The organism is Halosimplex halobium, assembly GCF_051414055.1.
GTDB classification, from domain to species: Archaea; Halobacteriota; Halobacteria; order Halobacteriales; family Haloarculaceae; genus Halosimplex; species Halosimplex halobium.
The window spans coordinates 125,343-140,955 of record NZ_JBLKNX010000001.1 but is presented as its reverse complement, the minus strand read 5'-3'; the positions used below and the strand labels follow the sequence as shown (position 1 = coordinate 140,955).

The window sequence follows — 15,613 nt, the reverse complement described above, 5'->3', positions numbered from 1 at the left end:
ATGCTCGCCGTCGCCGTCTCCCGTGACGACTCCGCCTCGGTCCACATCGGCGAGCGCCTGCGCGCGGTCACCGACTGGACGGAACACACCGACGGCTCCCGCCCCGACGCCGAGGGCGGCGGGACCGTCTACCGCACCGACTCGGTCGAACTGCGGGCGTTCGACGCCCTGCATCTGGATCTGGACGGCGTCGCCGACGCGTTCGGCCGCGTCGACGGCGCGAAGGGCCGTACGGAACCGGACCTGCTCGTCTTCGCCTCCCGCCACGCCGGCGAGACGGGGCCGCTGTTGACCGCCCACCACACCGGCAACTTCGGCCCCGCCGAGTACGGTGGCGAGCCGGGGGCGTTCGCGCGGGCCTGCCCGAACGCCCACCGGCGCGTCCTCGCGGCCCTGCGCGAGCACGCCCCCGAGGGCTACGAGGTCGGGATGGAGGCGACCCACCACGGCCCGACCGACGTGGGCGTCCCCTCGATGTTCGTCGAGGTCGGCAGCGACGAACCGCAGTGGGGCGACCCCGACGCGGCCGAGGCGGTCGCACGGGCCATCCTCGCGCTCCGCGGGACCGACCCCGACGCCCCCGACGAGGACGGCACCCGCCGCTACCTCGTCGGGTTCGGCGGCGGCCACTACGCGCCCCGCTTCGAGCGGATCCTCGCCGAGACCGACTGGGCGGTCGGCCATGTCGCCCCTGACTGGGGGCTCGACGCGATGGGCGACCCCGAGCGCAACCGCGAGGTGATCCGCCGGGCGTTCGCGGCGAGCGCCGCGGACTACGCCGTCGTCGAGGGCGACCGCCCCGACCTCGAAGGAGTGGTCGATGACCTGGGTTACCGCGCCGTGAGCGAGACGTGGGTCCGCGAGACGACGGGCGTCCCGCTCGCCCTCGTGGCCGCCGTCGAGGACCGGCTGGGGAGCGTCGAGGCAGGCGTCCGGTTCGGCGAGCGCGCGGCCGGCTACGAGGGCGACCCGGACGGCGGGGACCTGGAGACGGTCGCCCTCCCCGACGACCTGCTCGCCGAAGCGCAGGGGATCGACCACGAGGCGGCCCGCGCGGCGGTCGAGCGGGCGACGGTCGCCTTCGAGACGACCGAGAGCGGGACCCGCGCCGAGGGTCGGGCGCTCGTCGACGCCGACCGCGACGGGGCGGCGCTGGTCGAGGGACTCGCCGCCGTCCTCGAAGCGAAGTACGAGACCGTCGAGCGCGCCGAGGGGACGGTCGTCGCCCGGGAGTCGGCGTTCGACCCCGAACGGGCCCGCACGCTCGGCGTCCCGGACGGGCCGAAGCTCGGCAGACTCGCCGAGGGCGAACCCGTGACGGTCGACGGCGAGGAGATCGATCCCGCCGTGGTCCACGTCGAGCGCGAGCACCGCTTCCCAGTCGACGGCCTGTCGGAGTAGTCCGTCGCTTGACCGACCCTCGCGACCACGGTCCCGCCCCGACCGCGCCCCGTTCCGATCCCGCAACCACCGCGCACGTATCGGATCCCCAGTCGAAACGCACCCGGCGCGTGACCCGCCGAGCCACCGTTTCACCTGGAGATCACCCCGAAACGACCGTCCGCGGGAGTAAGGGAGGCTTACACGGGTGAACGGTGGAGTACGGGCGTGCTACCGAGCGTCAGTCAGGCGTCTGACGCGCGGGAGAAGCTTAATAAATGTTGCCCAGCAACGGAAACTTAAATATGGACTCTATAATCGACGACGCGATCGACGAGGCCGAGCAGGAGCGGGAGGAGGCGGCCGAGCAGGAGCCCCAGGAGCGGGGGGATACGGGGGGTTCGACGGGGACAGACGAGATGTCCACGTCGGGGCAGATGTCCGACGAGGAACTGGCCGACGTGGTCAAAGATCTGGAGACGAAGATCACCGTCGTCGGCTGCGGGGGGGCCGGCGGCAACACGGTCACCCGGATGATGGAGGAAGGGATCCACGGGGCGAAGCTCGTCGCGGCCAACACGGACGCCCAGCACCTCGCCGACGAGGTCAAGGCCGACACGAAGATCCTCATCGGCCGCAAGCGCACCGGCGGCCGCGGCGCCGGCTCCGTCCCGAAGATCGGCGAGGAGGCCGCCCAGGAGAACCTCGAGGACATCCAGCAGTCCATCGACGGTTCGGACATGGTGTTCGTCACCGCGGGCCTCGGCGGCGGGACCGGGACGGGGTCGGCTCCTGTCGTCGCCCAGGCCGCCCAGGACCAGGGTGCGCTCACCATCTCCATCGTCACCATCCCCTTCACCGCGGAGGGCGAGCGCCGGCGGGCCAACGCCGACGCCGGTCTGGAGCGACTGCGGGCCGTCTCGGACACCGTCATCGTCGTCCCGAACGACCGCCTGCTCGACTACGCGCCGTCGATGCCCCTGCAGGACGCGTTCAAGATCTGCGACCGCGTCCTGATGCGCTCGGTCAAGGGCATGACCGAGCTGATCACCAAGCCCGGCCTCGTCAACGTCGACTTCGCCGACGTTCGCACCATCATGGAGAACGGCGGCGTCGCCATGATCGGCCTCGGCGAGTCCGACTCCGAGAACAAGGCCCAGGACTCGATCCGCTCGGCGCTGCGCTCGCCGCTGCTCGACGTGGAGTTCGACGGCGCCAACTCCGCGCTCGTCAACGTCGTCGGCGGCCCCGACATGTCCATCGAGGAAGCTGAAGGTGTGGTCGAGGAGATCTACGACCGCATCGACCCCGACGCCCGCATCATCTGGGGCGCGAGCGTCAACCAGCAGTTCGAGGGCAAGATGGAGACGATGATCGTGGTGACGGGCGTCGAGAGCCCCCAGATCTACGGCAAGAGCGAGGCCGAGCAGGAGCGCGCCTCGAAGGAACTCGGCGACGACATCGACTACGTCGAGTAATCTCCCCCGGGATTCTCCGCATTTTCCTCCGGTCGGGAGCCGCGGCGTCGCGCACTCGTTGACAGCCACAAAACACTTTTGAGCGGATCGTGAACGCGGGGCCATGGTCACCGCTCGCTCGCCCTCCACCGTCGCGGTCGCCGTCGGTCTCGCGGTCGCGCTCGGGGTTGTCGCGGTCACCGTCGCCGCCGGCGGGGCCGTCGACTCCCGGGTCGCAATCGAGGAGGACGCCGTCGAACAGGCCCGCGGCGACGTGGCCGAGTTCACGCTCTCGGTGCCGCGCGGCGAGTCGGTCACGCTCGTGCTCGACGGCGCAGACGGGGACCGTCACCGGCTGAACCTCACCGACCGGATCGCCGACGGACGGATCGGGCTGTCGATAAACACCCACCGCGCAGGGGCGGGCGCGAACGCGAGCGACGTGTTCGCCGTCGACGGCCGGGATACGCTCTCGGTCGTCGGGGCGGACACCGGCGCGCTCCCGGACGACTCCTACCGCATCGCGGCCTACGCGAACGGCACCGCCGGCGAGCCCGCCGACACCGCGGACCTGCGGCTGACCGACCCGGGGCTCGCGAACGCGACGGTCATGGTCGCGCCGGGGTCGGCGGCCGACCGTATCGACTCGCCGGCCGCGGTCGAGCGCGGTCGGGCCGAGGGGTGGCTCACGCGGACCGACCGCGTCGCCGAGACGGACGCGCTCGTCCTCCGGCTGTCCGCCCCCGGGATCGCCGGCGCGGTCGCCGACGAACCGGGGATCAGCGACGAGACGCGGTTCCGCGCGTTCCTGGACCGGCCGAACACCTCAGTCCGGGTCGCTGCCAAGCACCCGTCGCCGATGCGGGCCCGGCAGTACTCGCATCTGAACGGCTCGACCGTGGACGCGGTCGTCGCCGACCCCGGAACGGACACCTACTACGTCGTCGCGCAACTGGCGGGCGTGCCCCACTCCTACGGCCTGGAGAACGAACGCCGGACCGACGAGCCGAACTACTACGGGGACGAGATGGTTCCCCAGTTCGTCGTCGACGGCGAGCGCCGGCTGAATCCGGGGGACATCGGCGAGCCGAACCGGACCGCCGAGTTTCACGTCACCTGGCCGGAGGCGACGCTGTCGCACAGCGAGGACGAGCGTCTGACCCCCGGCTTCGCCGCGGGACCGAGCCAGACTGTGACCGGCTACACCACCGTCGCCCCCGGGACGGCGGTGACCGTCAGCGTCACGGACGCGGCCGGGATCGAGACGCCGCGCAACGTCACCGCCGTCGTGACCCGCGAGACGGCCGAGATAGGCAACTACGGGTCCCAGAGACGGGTCTTCCGGGCGTCGCTGAACCTCTCCGGCGTCGAACCGGGCACCGAAGTCGACCTCGCGCTCGCGCCGACCGACCCCGACTACCCCGGCGAGTACCGCTTCGACGACCACCGGGCGCCGGTCGATTCGCCGCGGGCGAGCGTCGAGTTAGCGGACGATCCCGCGGCGAACGGGACGGTCCGCGTCGCGAGCGCGACACTGCCCGACGGCGGGTTCGTCGCCGTCGAGCGGGCGGCCGACGGGGCGGTCGTCGGCAGCACCGAGTACCTCGACGCGGGCACCCACGAGAGGCTCCGCGTGCCGGTCAGCGAGGGAGCCACAGCCGGCGACTCGCACCTCCGGGTCTACCTGGCGCACGACTCCGACGGCGACGGGAGCTACTTCGCCTCGGCCGACCGCTCGTACGCCGACTCGATGCGAGCCGTCGGCGCGACGGTCCCGCGGACGGGCTCGACGGCCGACTCGCCGCCGACGGGGACGGCCACGGCGACACCGACCCCGTTCCAGCCGTCGGTGACGACCGAGTCCCAGACGGCGACGCCGAGCGATCCGTCGACCGCACCGCCGCCGTCGACGGCCACCGTCCACGTCGATACCGGAGTGACACCCGCGCCCCCGTCGACCACGGACACGTCGAGACCCGAGCGGACGGTCGGGGCGACCGCCGCCGACGGCCCGGGCTTCGGCGTGCTCGCGGCGCTGGTCGGACTGGTCGGAACGGTCGTATTGGCTGCTCGTCGCGGCAGTCGCCGCTGACCGGTCAGCCGAACACTTCGGTGAACCGGTTGGTGGCCTCGTCGGGGCCGGCGACGATGAGTTCGTCGCCGCTACGAGCGCGGAAGTCGGGGCCCAGATCCGTCACCACCTCGCCGTCGCGTTCGACGGCGACGACAGTGACGCCGGTGCGGGCGCGCACGTCGGCCTCGCCCAGCGTGGTGCCGGCGAGGCCGGGAGCGCGCGTGCGAACGACCTCGACCTGCGTGTCCAGCGAGATCACGTCCTCGTCTTCGAGGACGGCGGAGGCGACCATGCGGCCGGTGATGGTCCCCAGGGCGAGGACGTAGTCGGCGCCGGCGCGGTACATCTTCTGGACCGCTTCGGCCTCCTCGGCGCGGGCGATAACCTCGACGCGCCGGCTCTCGTCGCGGACGACCAGCGTCGCGAACTCCGCGGCGGTGTCGTCGGGGATGGCGAGGATGACCGACCGCGCGTCCCCGAGCCCGGCCCGCTCCAGCACCTCGGGGTCGGTGGCGTCGCCGACCACGTCGACGCCCGGACCCTCCTCCTTGTCGACGACGGTGTAGGGCAGGTCGGCGTCGTCGAGGACCTCGGTGATCGTGCGGCCGACCTCGCCGTAGCCGACGACGACGGTCTCGCCGGAGGTGTGCCGGCGCACCTCCGAGCGGGTGCGGTCGGCCAGCCCCTCCAGCTGGGCGTCGGGGCCGGTCATCAGCAGGACGGTCCCGGGTTCGATGACCGAGTCCGGCGTGGGCGGGCTCTCGAACTCGCCGTCGAACCAGGCGCCGATGACGTTGACGCCGGCCCGCTCGCGGAGCCCGCTCTCGGCGAGGGTGCGCCCGGCCACTTCCGCCCCGCGGTGGACCGGCAGCTCGACGATGTCGAAGTCCTCGCCGAGTTCGACCTTGCTGCCCAGGTCCGTCGAGACGCTGGCGGTGACCTTCCGGGCGAGGCTCTCGCCCAGCAGCGGGCGCGGCGACAGCACCGCGTCGGCGCCGGCCAGCTCGTGGTAGCGGGCGCGGTCGGGCTCCTCGACGACGCTGACGACCCGCGTCGACTCGTCGATCTCCTTGGCGGTGAGGACGATGCTGGCGTCGACCTGGTCGGACACGTCTGCGACGAGCGCCCGCGCGTCCGCGAAGTTCGCGGCGGCGAGGCCGTCGGCGGAGTCGGGGTCGTTGTGGATCACGTCGTAGCCCTCCTCGTAGAGGTCGGTCGCGCGGTCGCGGTCCGGTTCGACGACCACCCAGTCGACGCCCTGGGCGTCGAGCTCGCCGATGAGCGTCTCGACGCGCGGGGTGTACGTGGCGACGACCACGTGGTCCTCGTGGCCGTTCTCGACCGCCGTGGGCACGGTCGTCGACAGCGCCTCCTCGAAGGCCGGGAACGCCACCACCGGGAGCGCGAGGAAGATCATCACGGTCCCGGTCACGTCCATGACGATGACGAGGGCGAGCATCGCCGCGGACTCCCAGCCCGCCTGGGCGCCGTAGCCGGTCGTCGTGAACGTCTCGACGACGAACTGCAGCGCCTCCAGGAACGTCTTGGGGTCGCCCTCGAAGGCCGCCATCCCGTACTGGTAGACGACCGTGAAGGCGTACATCGAGAGGGCGAGCACGCCGGTGTAGATGACCGACCGGCGCTGCCACGTGTTCATACCCGTGTGGTTACCGCTGGCCCGTAAAACGGTTCTGGGAACGGATCCGCCGGACCGAGCGGTGAACGGCGGCAGATACGGGCGCGGTGGTGACGGGTCGACGCAGCCGCCGCCGCCCGGTTCGCACCACCGAGCGGACCTGTTCCTCGCGCTGAAATAGATTCATAAGATCGCCCAACCGGGTACGTGAACGATGAGCGAGCGCATCGAGGACGTGACCGTGGTTGGGGGCGGGGACTCGGGGCTGCTGGCGGCACTGGCGTTGAAACAGATGAACCCGGGTCTGGACGTGTCGGTGGTCGACGACTTCGGCCAGGAGATCCCGCAGGTCGGCAAGAGCACGTTCCTGGCGATCCAGCACATCCTGCACGACAACCTCGACATCGACGAGCAGTCGTTCGTCGAGGAAGTGAAACCGGTGTGGAAGGCGTCGGTGTACTTCCGCGACTGGTGTGGCTACGACGATTTCCACTACCCGTTCGACCAGAACCGGAAGTTCCCCAACCCAGACGAGCGAGACATCAACGAGGCCTTTTACTTCTACTACTCGGATCTCCACGACAGCGAGGACCACCAGTCCAAGTGCGAGCAGCTGGTCGCCCAGGGGAAGTCGCCCTGGTACTTTTCGCCGCGGGAAGGTGGCAACCGCAAGTACGAGAACGTCGCCTACCACCTCAACACCGAGCGGTTCAACGAGTTCCTCCGGGACCTGTGTCTCGACAGGGGGATCGCGCTGGTCGACGACGAGATCGTCACCGTCGACGTGGCCGACGACCGCATCAGACGGCTCCGGAGCCGCAACCGGGCCTACGAGGCGGACCTGTACGTCGACGCGACGGGCTTCTCGCGGGTGCTCAAGGGCGAGCAGAGCGACGACTTCCGCGAGTTCCCCCTGCCGCTGGACACGGCGCTCAACGCCCGGTCGGAGATCGACCTGGCGGACGTGGTGCCGGCGACGGTGATCGACACGGGCGAGGCGGGGTGGTTCTGGCAGATCGACACCTACGACAACCGCGACCGCGGCTACGTCTACGCGTCGGACTACGTCTCCGAGGCCGAGGCCCGCGAGGAGTTCGTGGCTCACTGCGATGGGATCGACGCCGACGACGTGGTGAAATACGAGTTCGACTCGGGGTATCACGAACGGGCGTGGGTGGAGAACTGCGTGGCCGTCGGCAACGCCGAGGGGTTCGTCGAGCCGCTGCAGTCGACGGGGCTGACCGCCAACGCGAAGGCGTCGGTCACGCTCGCGACGCTGCTGTCGGGCCACGGCCGCGTGGACGACGACGCGGTTCGCGAGCGGTACAACGCCTGGGTCCGGAACACCTGGGAGTCCATCTACGACTTCATCAGCGTCCACTACGCCTACGCCGACGGGGACACGGAGTTCTGGGACGCGGCCCAGTCGATCGAGCTCAGCCCGCGGACGGAGATGCTGATCGAGGAGTTCGACCGCAACGGCTTCGACGCCCACGTCGACCCGATGATGTACCACGACGAGCACGACGAGCTGCTCTTCTTCCGGCCGCTGAACTTCTACGCGCTGATGCGCAACATGGGCGCCACCTCGGAGTTCTACGAGTCTCACGACTTCGAGGTCGACGACCGGACGCGCCGGGCGGTCGACCAGCACTACGGGTCGATCCGCGAGGACGTGGCCGACCACTACGACCACCGGGAGTTCTACCACGGCGCGCTCGGCCAGCACTGAGCGGCCGTCGCCCAGCGAAGGCCCCGGCCGACGGTGAGGTCCGGACGGAACCGTCGAATGCGACGCGATCCGGATGAAACCGAGCGGAACGACCGTGACCGTTGTCAACAGCCAACGACGGATTGAACTTGGGACGGTGCCTGATCTCGCCCGATGACAGCGCGAGTGGTCGGACACCTGGTCGACCAGGAGACCGTCGCGGCGCGGGTCGAATCGGGTGCGGCCCCCGACTGGGTCGCCGCCCACTGGCGGACGTTTCGCGAGGGGCTGCTCGGCGAGCGCAACGACACCCCGTTTCCGTGTTTCTTCGGCGCCGAGTCGGTCGCCGACGGCGACCCGCTGTACACCGCCGTCCCGTCGATGACCGACAAGGACGCCCTGCTGGGGCTGGGCCGGACGCTGCTGGCGTATCTCGACAGCTACGAGGACCACAGCGACCGTGCGTCGCTCGTGACGTTCTTCCGACCGCCGGCGGAGCCCCTCTCCGAGTCCGAGTACCACCGCGCGCTCTGGCACGTCCTCCAGTTTCTGCACGTCCACGACCCCGAGCCGTGGCCCGCCGATATCCCGACGGATCCCGACGACCCCTACTGGGAGTTTTCCTTCGGGGGCGAGCCGATGTTCCCGACCTGTCGGGCGCCGTTCTACGAGGAGCGCAAGAGCCGGTACTGTCCGGTCGGTCTGGAGATCACCTTTCAGCCGAGGGCGTTGTTCGAGAACCTCGACGTGACTGCCGACACCGAGGCTGGCCAGCGCGCCCGCGAGGTCATCCAGAGTCGCCTCGAGGAGTACGACGGCGTCTGTCCGCACGCCGACCTTGGCGACTGGGGCGTCGAGGGTGACCGCGAGTGGGTCCAGTATATGCTTTCGGAGGACGACGAGGCGATGCCCGACGAGTGCCCCATCACGGTCACGCGCGAGCACCCGAAATCGGACGCACTGCTCGACGCCCGACCCGGTCGCGCGACCGCGAGCGACGACTGAGATGACGGCCGACCACCCGGCGTCGCGGTCCGCCGCCGACCGCTCGTCCTCGGCCGCTTCGACGCCCGCGCTCGTCCTTGTCGACTTCCAGCTGGGCTTCGACGAGTCCAGCCGCGGGACGCGAAACAACCCCGACGCCGAGGACGCCGCGCTCGCACTTCTCGACGCCTGGCGAGCGTCGGACGCGCCGGTCGCCCACGTCCGCCACGACTCCACCGAGCCGGACTCGCCGCTGCGTGGCGATCGCCCGGGTTTCGCGTTCAAAGACGGATTCGAACCCGGCGAGGGCGAACCGGAGTTCGTCAAGCGGGTCAACGGCGCCTTCGTCGACACCGGCCTCGAACAGTGGCTCCGCGACGGTGGCGTCGAGGCCGTCGTCGTCTGCGGGTTCACCACCGACCACTGCGTCTCGACGACGGCGCGGATGGCCGAGAACCGCGGGTTCGATGTGACCGTCGCCCGCGACGCGACTGTCACCTTCGACCGCAGCCTCGACGGCGAGGCTTTCGACGCCGACCTCGTCCACCGCACGGCACTGGCCCACCTCGACGGTGAGTTCGCCGCCGTCCGTTCGTCGGACGAACTCGTCGCCGCACTCGAAACCGAGCGCTGACCTGTTTTAGTCCGCTATCTCGACGGTCGCTCGCCCCCGACCGTCGCGCGAGGACCGGCCGACGACGAGCGCGTACTCGCCGGGGTCGACCGTCCAGCCCGCCCCGGGTTCGTAGCGGGCCAGCGCCCGGCGCGGGACGGCGAGCGAGACGGTCCGCCGCTCGCCGGGATCGAGCGCGACCGACGCGAAGCCGCCGAGTTCGCGCCCGGGGCGAGCGGTCGCGCCCGGCGGGTCCGGCGGTTCGACGTACGCCTGGACGACCGCCCGGCCCGGGCGGTCGGCGCGGTTCGCGACGGTGACGGTGGCGTCGAGGGCCGGAGCGTTCACACCGTCGTTTCCGGGAGTTTCGACCCGCTCGACGGTCAGGTCCGCGTACTCGAAGTCGGCGTACGAGCGGCCGTGGCCGAACGGGAAGCGCGGGGCGACGCCGTCGCGGTCGAACCCGCGGTAGCCGACGAAGACGCCCTCGTCGTAGTGGACGTGTTCGTCGACGCCCGGGTACCGGCGCTCGTCGCCGGCGACCGGGTAGTCCTCGAACCGCCGGCCGACCGTCACGGGGAGCCGTCCGCCGGGGTCGGCGCCGTAGAGCACGTCCGCGAGCGCCGCGCCGTCGGCCTGGCCCGGGTACCACGTCTGGAGTATCGCGGCCACGTCGTCGGCCCACGGCATCGCGACGGGGCCGCTCGACCGACAGACCACGACGGTACGGGGGTTCGCCGCGACGACCGCGCGGACGAGCCGGTCCTGCTCCCCGGGCAGGGCCATCGACGCGCGGTCCTCGCTCTCGGTCGCGCCGTCCTGAACGACGACGACGGCGGCGTCGGCGTCGGCCGCCGCCTGCACCGCGGCGTCGAAGTCGGGGCCCGAGCGCACCCGCCGCCGGAGCCCCGACCCCGGCAGGTCGAACATCGACGGGTTCGCCACCCGCTTGACCCCGCGTTCGAACGTGACCCGGGACGCTCCCGCCCGGAGTCCCTCGACGGGGCTGACGGTCCGGGTGGGCGTGACCTCCGAACTGCCGCCGCCGCCGACCTTCGCCTCGTCGGCGTTCGGCCCGACGACGGCGAGGGAGTCGTCCTCCCCGAGCGGGAGGGTGCCGTCGTTGGCCAGCAGGACGGTCCCGCGGCGGGCCACCTCCCGGGCGAGGTCGTGGTGGGCGTCCCAGTCGACGGACGGCGCGTCGGTGCGCGACTCGCCCGGCGGCGTCCGCCCGTCCGGCCCGTCCCCGTCGAGCAGTCCGGCCCGTTCGTACAGTCCGAGGACGTGCCGGACCTTCCGGTCGAGCGTCGCCTCGGCGACCCGGCCGTCGGCGATGGCCGCCCGGAGCGGGTCGCCGAAGAAGTCGAAGGGGTAGGGGTCGGGCTGGCCCTCGTCGGCCAGCCGGTCGACGAGTCGCCAGAGCAGCGGCGGGTCGAGGTCCAGCCGGTCGGAGGGGCGGAGGCGGAGCAGCGCCCGCAACAGGCGGCTGTGGGGCGCGAACAGTTCGACCGCGGAGGCGCCGGGCATCTCCAGGTCCAGCCCGCCCTCGGCGGCCGCGGCGGCGTCGTGGGTCCCCCACCAGTCGCTCATCACCACGCCGTCGAACCCCCACTCCCCGCGGAGGACGCCGTCGAGGAGGCGCCGGTGTTCGCTCATGTAGTGGCCGTTGACGCGGTTGTACGCGGCCATCACCGCCGAGGCGCCCGCGTCGACCGCCGCGCGGAAGCCCGGGAGGTAGATCTCCCGCAGCGCTCGCTCGGGGACGACGGCGTCGACCGTGTCGCGGCGGTGCTCCTGGTTGTTCGCGACGAAGTGTTTGGCCGTCGCGCCGACGCCCCCCGTTTCGACTCCGTCGACGTACGCCGCGCCGACAGCGCTCGTGAGCTCGGGGTCCTCGCTCAGGTACTCGAAGTTGCGGCCGCCCGTGGGGACGCGCACGATGTTGAGCCCGGGCGCGAGCAGCACGTCGTGGCCGCGAGCGCGCGTCTCGGCGGCGAGCGCGCGGCCGAGGCGGCGGGCCAGGTCGGGGTCCCAGGCCGCCCCCAGGGCGATAGTCGCCGGGAACGCCGTCGCCTCGCGGTCGCGGACCCCCAGCGGGCCGTCGACGAGCCGCAGCGGCGGGATATCGAGTCGTTCGACGCCCGGGACGTAGCCGGTCGCGCGGCCCTCGGGGTCGGGCCGCCCGCGGACCAGCCGCAGTTTCTCGTCGAGCGTCAGATCTGAGAGGAGGGCGTCGACTCGGCCGTCGGTCATCCCTCAGTACGAGGGGCGGTGCCCGGATATTCGTTGTGCCGAGTTCGTGGTGTTGGAGCTGTACCGTGTGTCGCGTTCGGGACGGTGAAAGCCCCGACGCGTTCGCCTCCCGCGGCTCGTTGCGCTCCTCGGCCTTCGGCCTGCGGTGTCTGAGGGCTACGGCCTCGGATTCGCGGGACCCCTTCGGCCGCGGTCGGGCACGTCACTCCCGGAGCCGTCACGGGCGGTCGCCGTCACGCGACTCGTTCGCGCCGACCGGAAAGACCCTTACGTACCCGGATGCTCACCGTCGGGTATGGTCGAGAACGTCATCTGGCCGGCGGCGCTCGACGCCACCTGCTCGCGCAGCGAGGGGCGTCGGGTCTCGGAGGACCTGGCCGTGCCGGAACCGACGGTCGACGAGATCGCACAGGCGGTCCAGCAGGTGGGCTACGACGCCGTCATCGAGCGCGAGAAGACCTACCCCCGGGAGTACGAGCCCCGCGGGCGCGTCCTCGTCAAGGACGCCGACGACGCGAGCAAGACCGACCTGCTGGGCGCCGTCGCCGCCTACCTCGGCGTCATCCGGGAGTGACCGCCGTGGAGGGATCACGGTGAAACGCGTCGGCGAGGTCGTCCGGGTCGCCCAGCACCTCGCGGTCGTCCGCGCGCCCGACGCCGACCACGTCGACATCGGGACGCCGGTCGTCGACGAGAACCTCGACGACCTGGGCCGGGTGGTCGACGTGTTCGGCCCCGTCGAGCGGCCCTACCTCGCCGTGACGACTGACGACGACGTGCACCTCCCGGGGCTGGTGGGGTCGGCGCTGTACGCGCGCTGACTCGGCATCCCCTCGCCCGACCGCGAAGCCCGTTAGCTTACACGGCTCGAGATCCAACCGACGTGGCGATGCAGCTGTTTCCGAACGGGCGCGGCGTCGGGGTCACGGAGACGCTCCACGGGCTGGCCGAGTGGCCGGTCGTGGTGCTGTTCGGGCTGGTCACCCAGCTCGGCGACGGCTGGCTGCTCTTCCTCCTCGGCGGGGCGCTGTTCGTCGCCGGCGAGGAGTTCCCCGTCCTGGGCGTCGACCGTAGGCGCGCGCTGTTCGTGTTTGCCCTCGCGCTGACCTACGTCGCCGTCATCGGCGCGCTGAAGGGCTTCTTCGGGCTCGGCCGCCCGCCGGGCGCGGCCGACCCGCCGGCGCTGGCGTGGGCCCCGGGGGTACTGTCCGTCCTGCTGGAGCGCGCCACGACCGCGGACGGCCCCGGCTTCCCGAGCGGCCACGCGCTCGGGACGACGATGGTCTGGGGCGGGCTGGCGCTGGTCGTCGACTGGGGGACGGCGCGCCAGCGGTTCGGCACCGCCGCCGGAGTAATCGTCCTCGTCGCGCTCTCGCGGCTCGTCCTCGGAGTCCACTACCTCGTCGACGTGGTCGTCGGAACCGCGGTCGGCGTGGCCCTGCTCGGCGCGCTCTACTGGTTCGCCGACGAGGGGACCGACCCGGGACGCGTCCTCGGGGTCGCGGTCGCGGTCGGCCTCGTCGGCCTGCTCAACGGGTTCACGTTCGACAGCGTGGCAGCCATCGGCGGCGCCGTCGGCGGCTGGGCGGTCTGGCGGGGCGTCGCCGACTCGACGCCGGCCCACCCGACCCACCGCGGGGAGATCTTCGCCGGGTTCGGCGTCCTCCTGGTCGCGGGGCTCCTGTTCGCCGCGCTGGAAGCGTTCGAACCGCCGCTCGCGGTCGCGTTCGCCGGGACGGCCGTCGCCGTGGGGAGCGCCGTCGGCGCGCCGCTACTGGGCGAGCGGCTCGTCTGAGGACAGCGTAACCCTCAAACGCGTCGTGACCGAGGTATCGGCATGGACCAGCGGTCGCGCGCGTACGTCGCCTCGGGGGCCATCGTCGGGATCTTCCTGCTCGTCCAGCTGGGGGCGCTCGCGCTGGTCGAGCCGTTCCAGGCGGCGGGGTACCAGGCCACCGCCGACCCCCAGGACCCGACGAACAGCCTCGTCTACATCGGCTTCATCCTCGTGATGACCGGCGTCATGCTGGCGATCATCCGCTTCGGCGTCGACTGGCTGCTCCGGCTCCTGCTCGTGGGGACCGGGGCGTACATCGGCCTGTTCGTCCTCCGGGTGCTCGTCCCGCCGGTGGTGACGATACCCGTCGGCGGCGTCTCGCTCAACGCCCTCGCGTGGGCGGGGGGACTGCTCCTGGGAGTCGCGCTGTGGGTCCACCCCGAGTGGTACGTCATCGACGCGGCGGGGATCGTGATGGGCGCCGGCGCCGCGGGCCTGTTCGGCATCAGCTTCGGGATCCTCCCGGCGCTCGTCCTCCTGACCGTGCTCGCCGTCTACGACGCTATCAGCGTCTACGGCACCGAACACATGCTGACGCTGGCCTCCGGTGTCATGGAACTCAAGGTGCCCATCGTCCTCGTCGTCCCGCTGTCGCTGTCGTACTCGTACCTCGACGCCGGGACGCCCGCCGCCGTCAGCGAGGGAGGTGACGCCGAGGAGGGCGCCGCCGACGGAGCGGACGCCGAGCGGTCGGCGACCGGAACCGAACCGACGGAGGCCGGCGGGTCCGCGGCGCCGACTCCGAACGGCGGGGCCGCCGACGGGTCGGCGAGCGACACGGGCAGGTCCGCGTCAGCGACCGGCGAGGGCCCCACGGAGAGCGACGACGAGTTCGAACTCGACCGCGAGGCGCTGTTCATCGGCCTCGGCGACGCCGTCATCCCGACGGTGCTGGTGGCGAGCGCGGCGTTCTTCGCGCCGGCGAGCGTCCCGACGGTCGACCTGCTGGGGATCCCGGCGACGCTCCCGGCGGTCACCGCCATGGTCGGGACGACCGCCGGCCTGGTCGTCCTGCTGTGGATGGTCCTCAAGGGCCGCGCCCACGCCGGGCTCCCCCTGCTCAACGGCGGCACCATCGCCGGCTATCTCGTCGGCGCCGTCGCCAGCGGCCTCACGCTCGCGCAGGCGACCGGGATCGCCCCCTACCTGTAACCGAGACCGCCTAACCGTCCGCCTCTCGGCGACAGAACCGATCGATACTTTCCGAAAGAACGGGAATTCGAAACGAATATTGAGAATATTAGGACATCAGTGTCGTATGCCCACAACGCTTTAGGGTGCGTGCGACCCGCTCACAGACAGGATGAGCGAGAGCGAACTATCGACGGCGAACGGTCCGGAACGGTCGGTGCCGCCGCGGCTCAGCTTCCGCGACGGGAGCGACCGCGGCTGTCCCCACTGCGGCGACGTGGCGCTGGCGTTCGACCCGGGAACGGGCCGCGCCCGCTGCCGGAGCTGCGGGGAGGCCGCCTGACGGAGGATTATATGCGAATCGGCGACAGACTGCGCGACCGGATCGGCGACAGACTCGTCGACCGCCTCGACGCCCGGCTTCCCGGGCAGCGCGACGCCGACCGGCCGGGGTCGTGTCGGTACTGCGGCCAGCCGTTCGACGGACCGCGACGCAACTGCCCCGCCTGCGGGCTCACGGTCGACGACGGCGGCTGA

General features: G+C 71.6%; 14 protein-coding genes. 12 read left to right on the top strand and 2 right to left on the bottom strand.

The genetic code is table 11. From position 1 onward, the window contains the following. The 3 genes from ACMGFG_RS00725 (at position 1) to ACMGFG_RS00715 (ending at position 4,929) form a co-directional block, all read left to right on the top strand. Positions 1–1,401: a D-aminoacyl-tRNA deacylase gene (locus ACMGFG_RS00725; protein WP_436928434.1), complete on the top strand. Its 1,401-nt coding sequence runs from the start codon at positions 1–3 to the stop codon at positions 1,399–1,401. Positions 1,402–1,685: 284 nt separating this feature from the next. Beyond that, entirely contained in the window at positions 1,686–2,858 is a 1,173-nt protein-coding gene (gene ftsZ, locus ACMGFG_RS00720; protein ID WP_436928433.1) for a cell division protein FtsZ, read from the top strand. 103 nt (positions 2,859–2,961) lie between these two features. Beyond that, positions 2,962–4,929 (top strand): DUF7282 domain-containing protein, encoded by a 1,968-nt coding sequence (locus ACMGFG_RS00715; protein WP_436928432.1) that lies wholly within the window; start codon positions 2,962–2,964, stop codon positions 4,927–4,929. Positions 4,930–4,933: 4 nt separating this feature from the next. Here ACMGFG_RS00715 and ACMGFG_RS00710 read toward each other — a convergent pair whose 3' ends face one another. Further along, positions 4,934–6,568: a potassium channel family protein gene (locus ACMGFG_RS00710; protein ID WP_436928431.1), complete on the bottom strand. Its 1,635-nt coding sequence runs from the start codon at positions 6,566–6,568 to the stop codon at positions 4,934–4,936. A 193-nt stretch (positions 6,569–6,761) separates the two neighbouring features. Between ACMGFG_RS00710 and ACMGFG_RS00705 the strand changes: the two genes are divergently transcribed. From ACMGFG_RS00705 to ACMGFG_RS00695, 3 genes are all read left to right on the top strand, one after another. Further along, the gene (locus tag ACMGFG_RS00705) at positions 6,762–8,279 is read left to right on the top strand and encodes a tryptophan 7-halogenase (protein ID WP_436928430.1); all 1,518 of its coding nucleotides are present in this window, start codon (positions 6,762–6,764) and stop codon (positions 8,277–8,279) included. Positions 8,280–8,432: 153 nt separating this feature from the next. After that, the gene (locus ACMGFG_RS00700; RefSeq protein WP_436928429.1) at positions 8,433–9,263 is read left to right on the top strand and encodes a YqcI/YcgG family protein; all 831 of its coding nucleotides are present in this window, start codon (positions 8,433–8,435) and stop codon (positions 9,261–9,263) included. A gap of 1 nt (position 9,264) precedes the next feature. Next, positions 9,265–9,876 carry a cysteine hydrolase family protein gene (locus ACMGFG_RS00695; protein WP_436928428.1) on the top strand — a complete coding sequence of 204 codons (612 nt, stop codon included), beginning with the start codon at positions 9,265–9,267 and terminating at the stop codon, positions 9,874–9,876. 6 nt (positions 9,877–9,882) lie between these two features. On the opposite strand, the gene ACMGFG_RS00690 is transcribed toward ACMGFG_RS00695, so the two are convergent. After that, the gene (locus ACMGFG_RS00690) at positions 9,883–12,108 is read right to left on the bottom strand and encodes a beta-glucosidase (RefSeq protein WP_436928427.1); all 2,226 of its coding nucleotides are present in this window, start codon (positions 12,106–12,108) and stop codon (positions 9,883–9,885) included. A 295-nt stretch (positions 12,109–12,403) separates the two neighbouring features. Here ACMGFG_RS00690 and srp19 point away from each other — a divergent pair, with 295 nt between their 5' ends. From srp19 to ACMGFG_RS00660, 6 genes are all read left to right on the top strand, one after another. Next, positions 12,404–12,682, top strand: a complete 279-nt coding sequence (gene srp19, locus ACMGFG_RS00685; protein WP_436928426.1) for a signal recognition particle subunit SRP19 — start codon at positions 12,404–12,406, stop codon at positions 12,680–12,682. 19 nt (positions 12,683–12,701) lie between these two features. Continuing rightward, positions 12,702–12,929 (top strand): H/ACA ribonucleoprotein complex subunit GAR1, encoded by a 228-nt coding sequence (locus ACMGFG_RS00680; protein ID WP_436928425.1) that lies wholly within the window; start codon positions 12,702–12,704, stop codon positions 12,927–12,929. 68 nt (positions 12,930–12,997) lie between these two features. After that, positions 12,998–13,903 (top strand): phosphatase PAP2 family protein, encoded by a 906-nt coding sequence (locus ACMGFG_RS00675; protein ID WP_436928424.1) that lies wholly within the window; start codon positions 12,998–13,000, stop codon positions 13,901–13,903. Positions 13,904–13,945: 42 nt separating this feature from the next. Further along, the gene (locus tag ACMGFG_RS00670) at positions 13,946–15,097 is read left to right on the top strand and encodes a presenilin family intramembrane aspartyl protease PSH (RefSeq protein ID WP_436928423.1); all 1,152 of its coding nucleotides are present in this window, start codon (positions 13,946–13,948) and stop codon (positions 15,095–15,097) included. 151 nt (positions 15,098–15,248) lie between these two features. After that, the gene (locus ACMGFG_RS00665; RefSeq protein WP_436928422.1) at positions 15,249–15,419 is read left to right on the top strand and encodes a hypothetical protein; all 171 of its coding nucleotides are present in this window, start codon (positions 15,249–15,251) and stop codon (positions 15,417–15,419) included. An 11-nt stretch (positions 15,420–15,430) separates the two neighbouring features. Continuing rightward, positions 15,431–15,613 (top strand): hypothetical protein, encoded by a 183-nt coding sequence (locus tag ACMGFG_RS00660; protein WP_436928421.1) that lies wholly within the window; start codon positions 15,431–15,433, stop codon positions 15,611–15,613.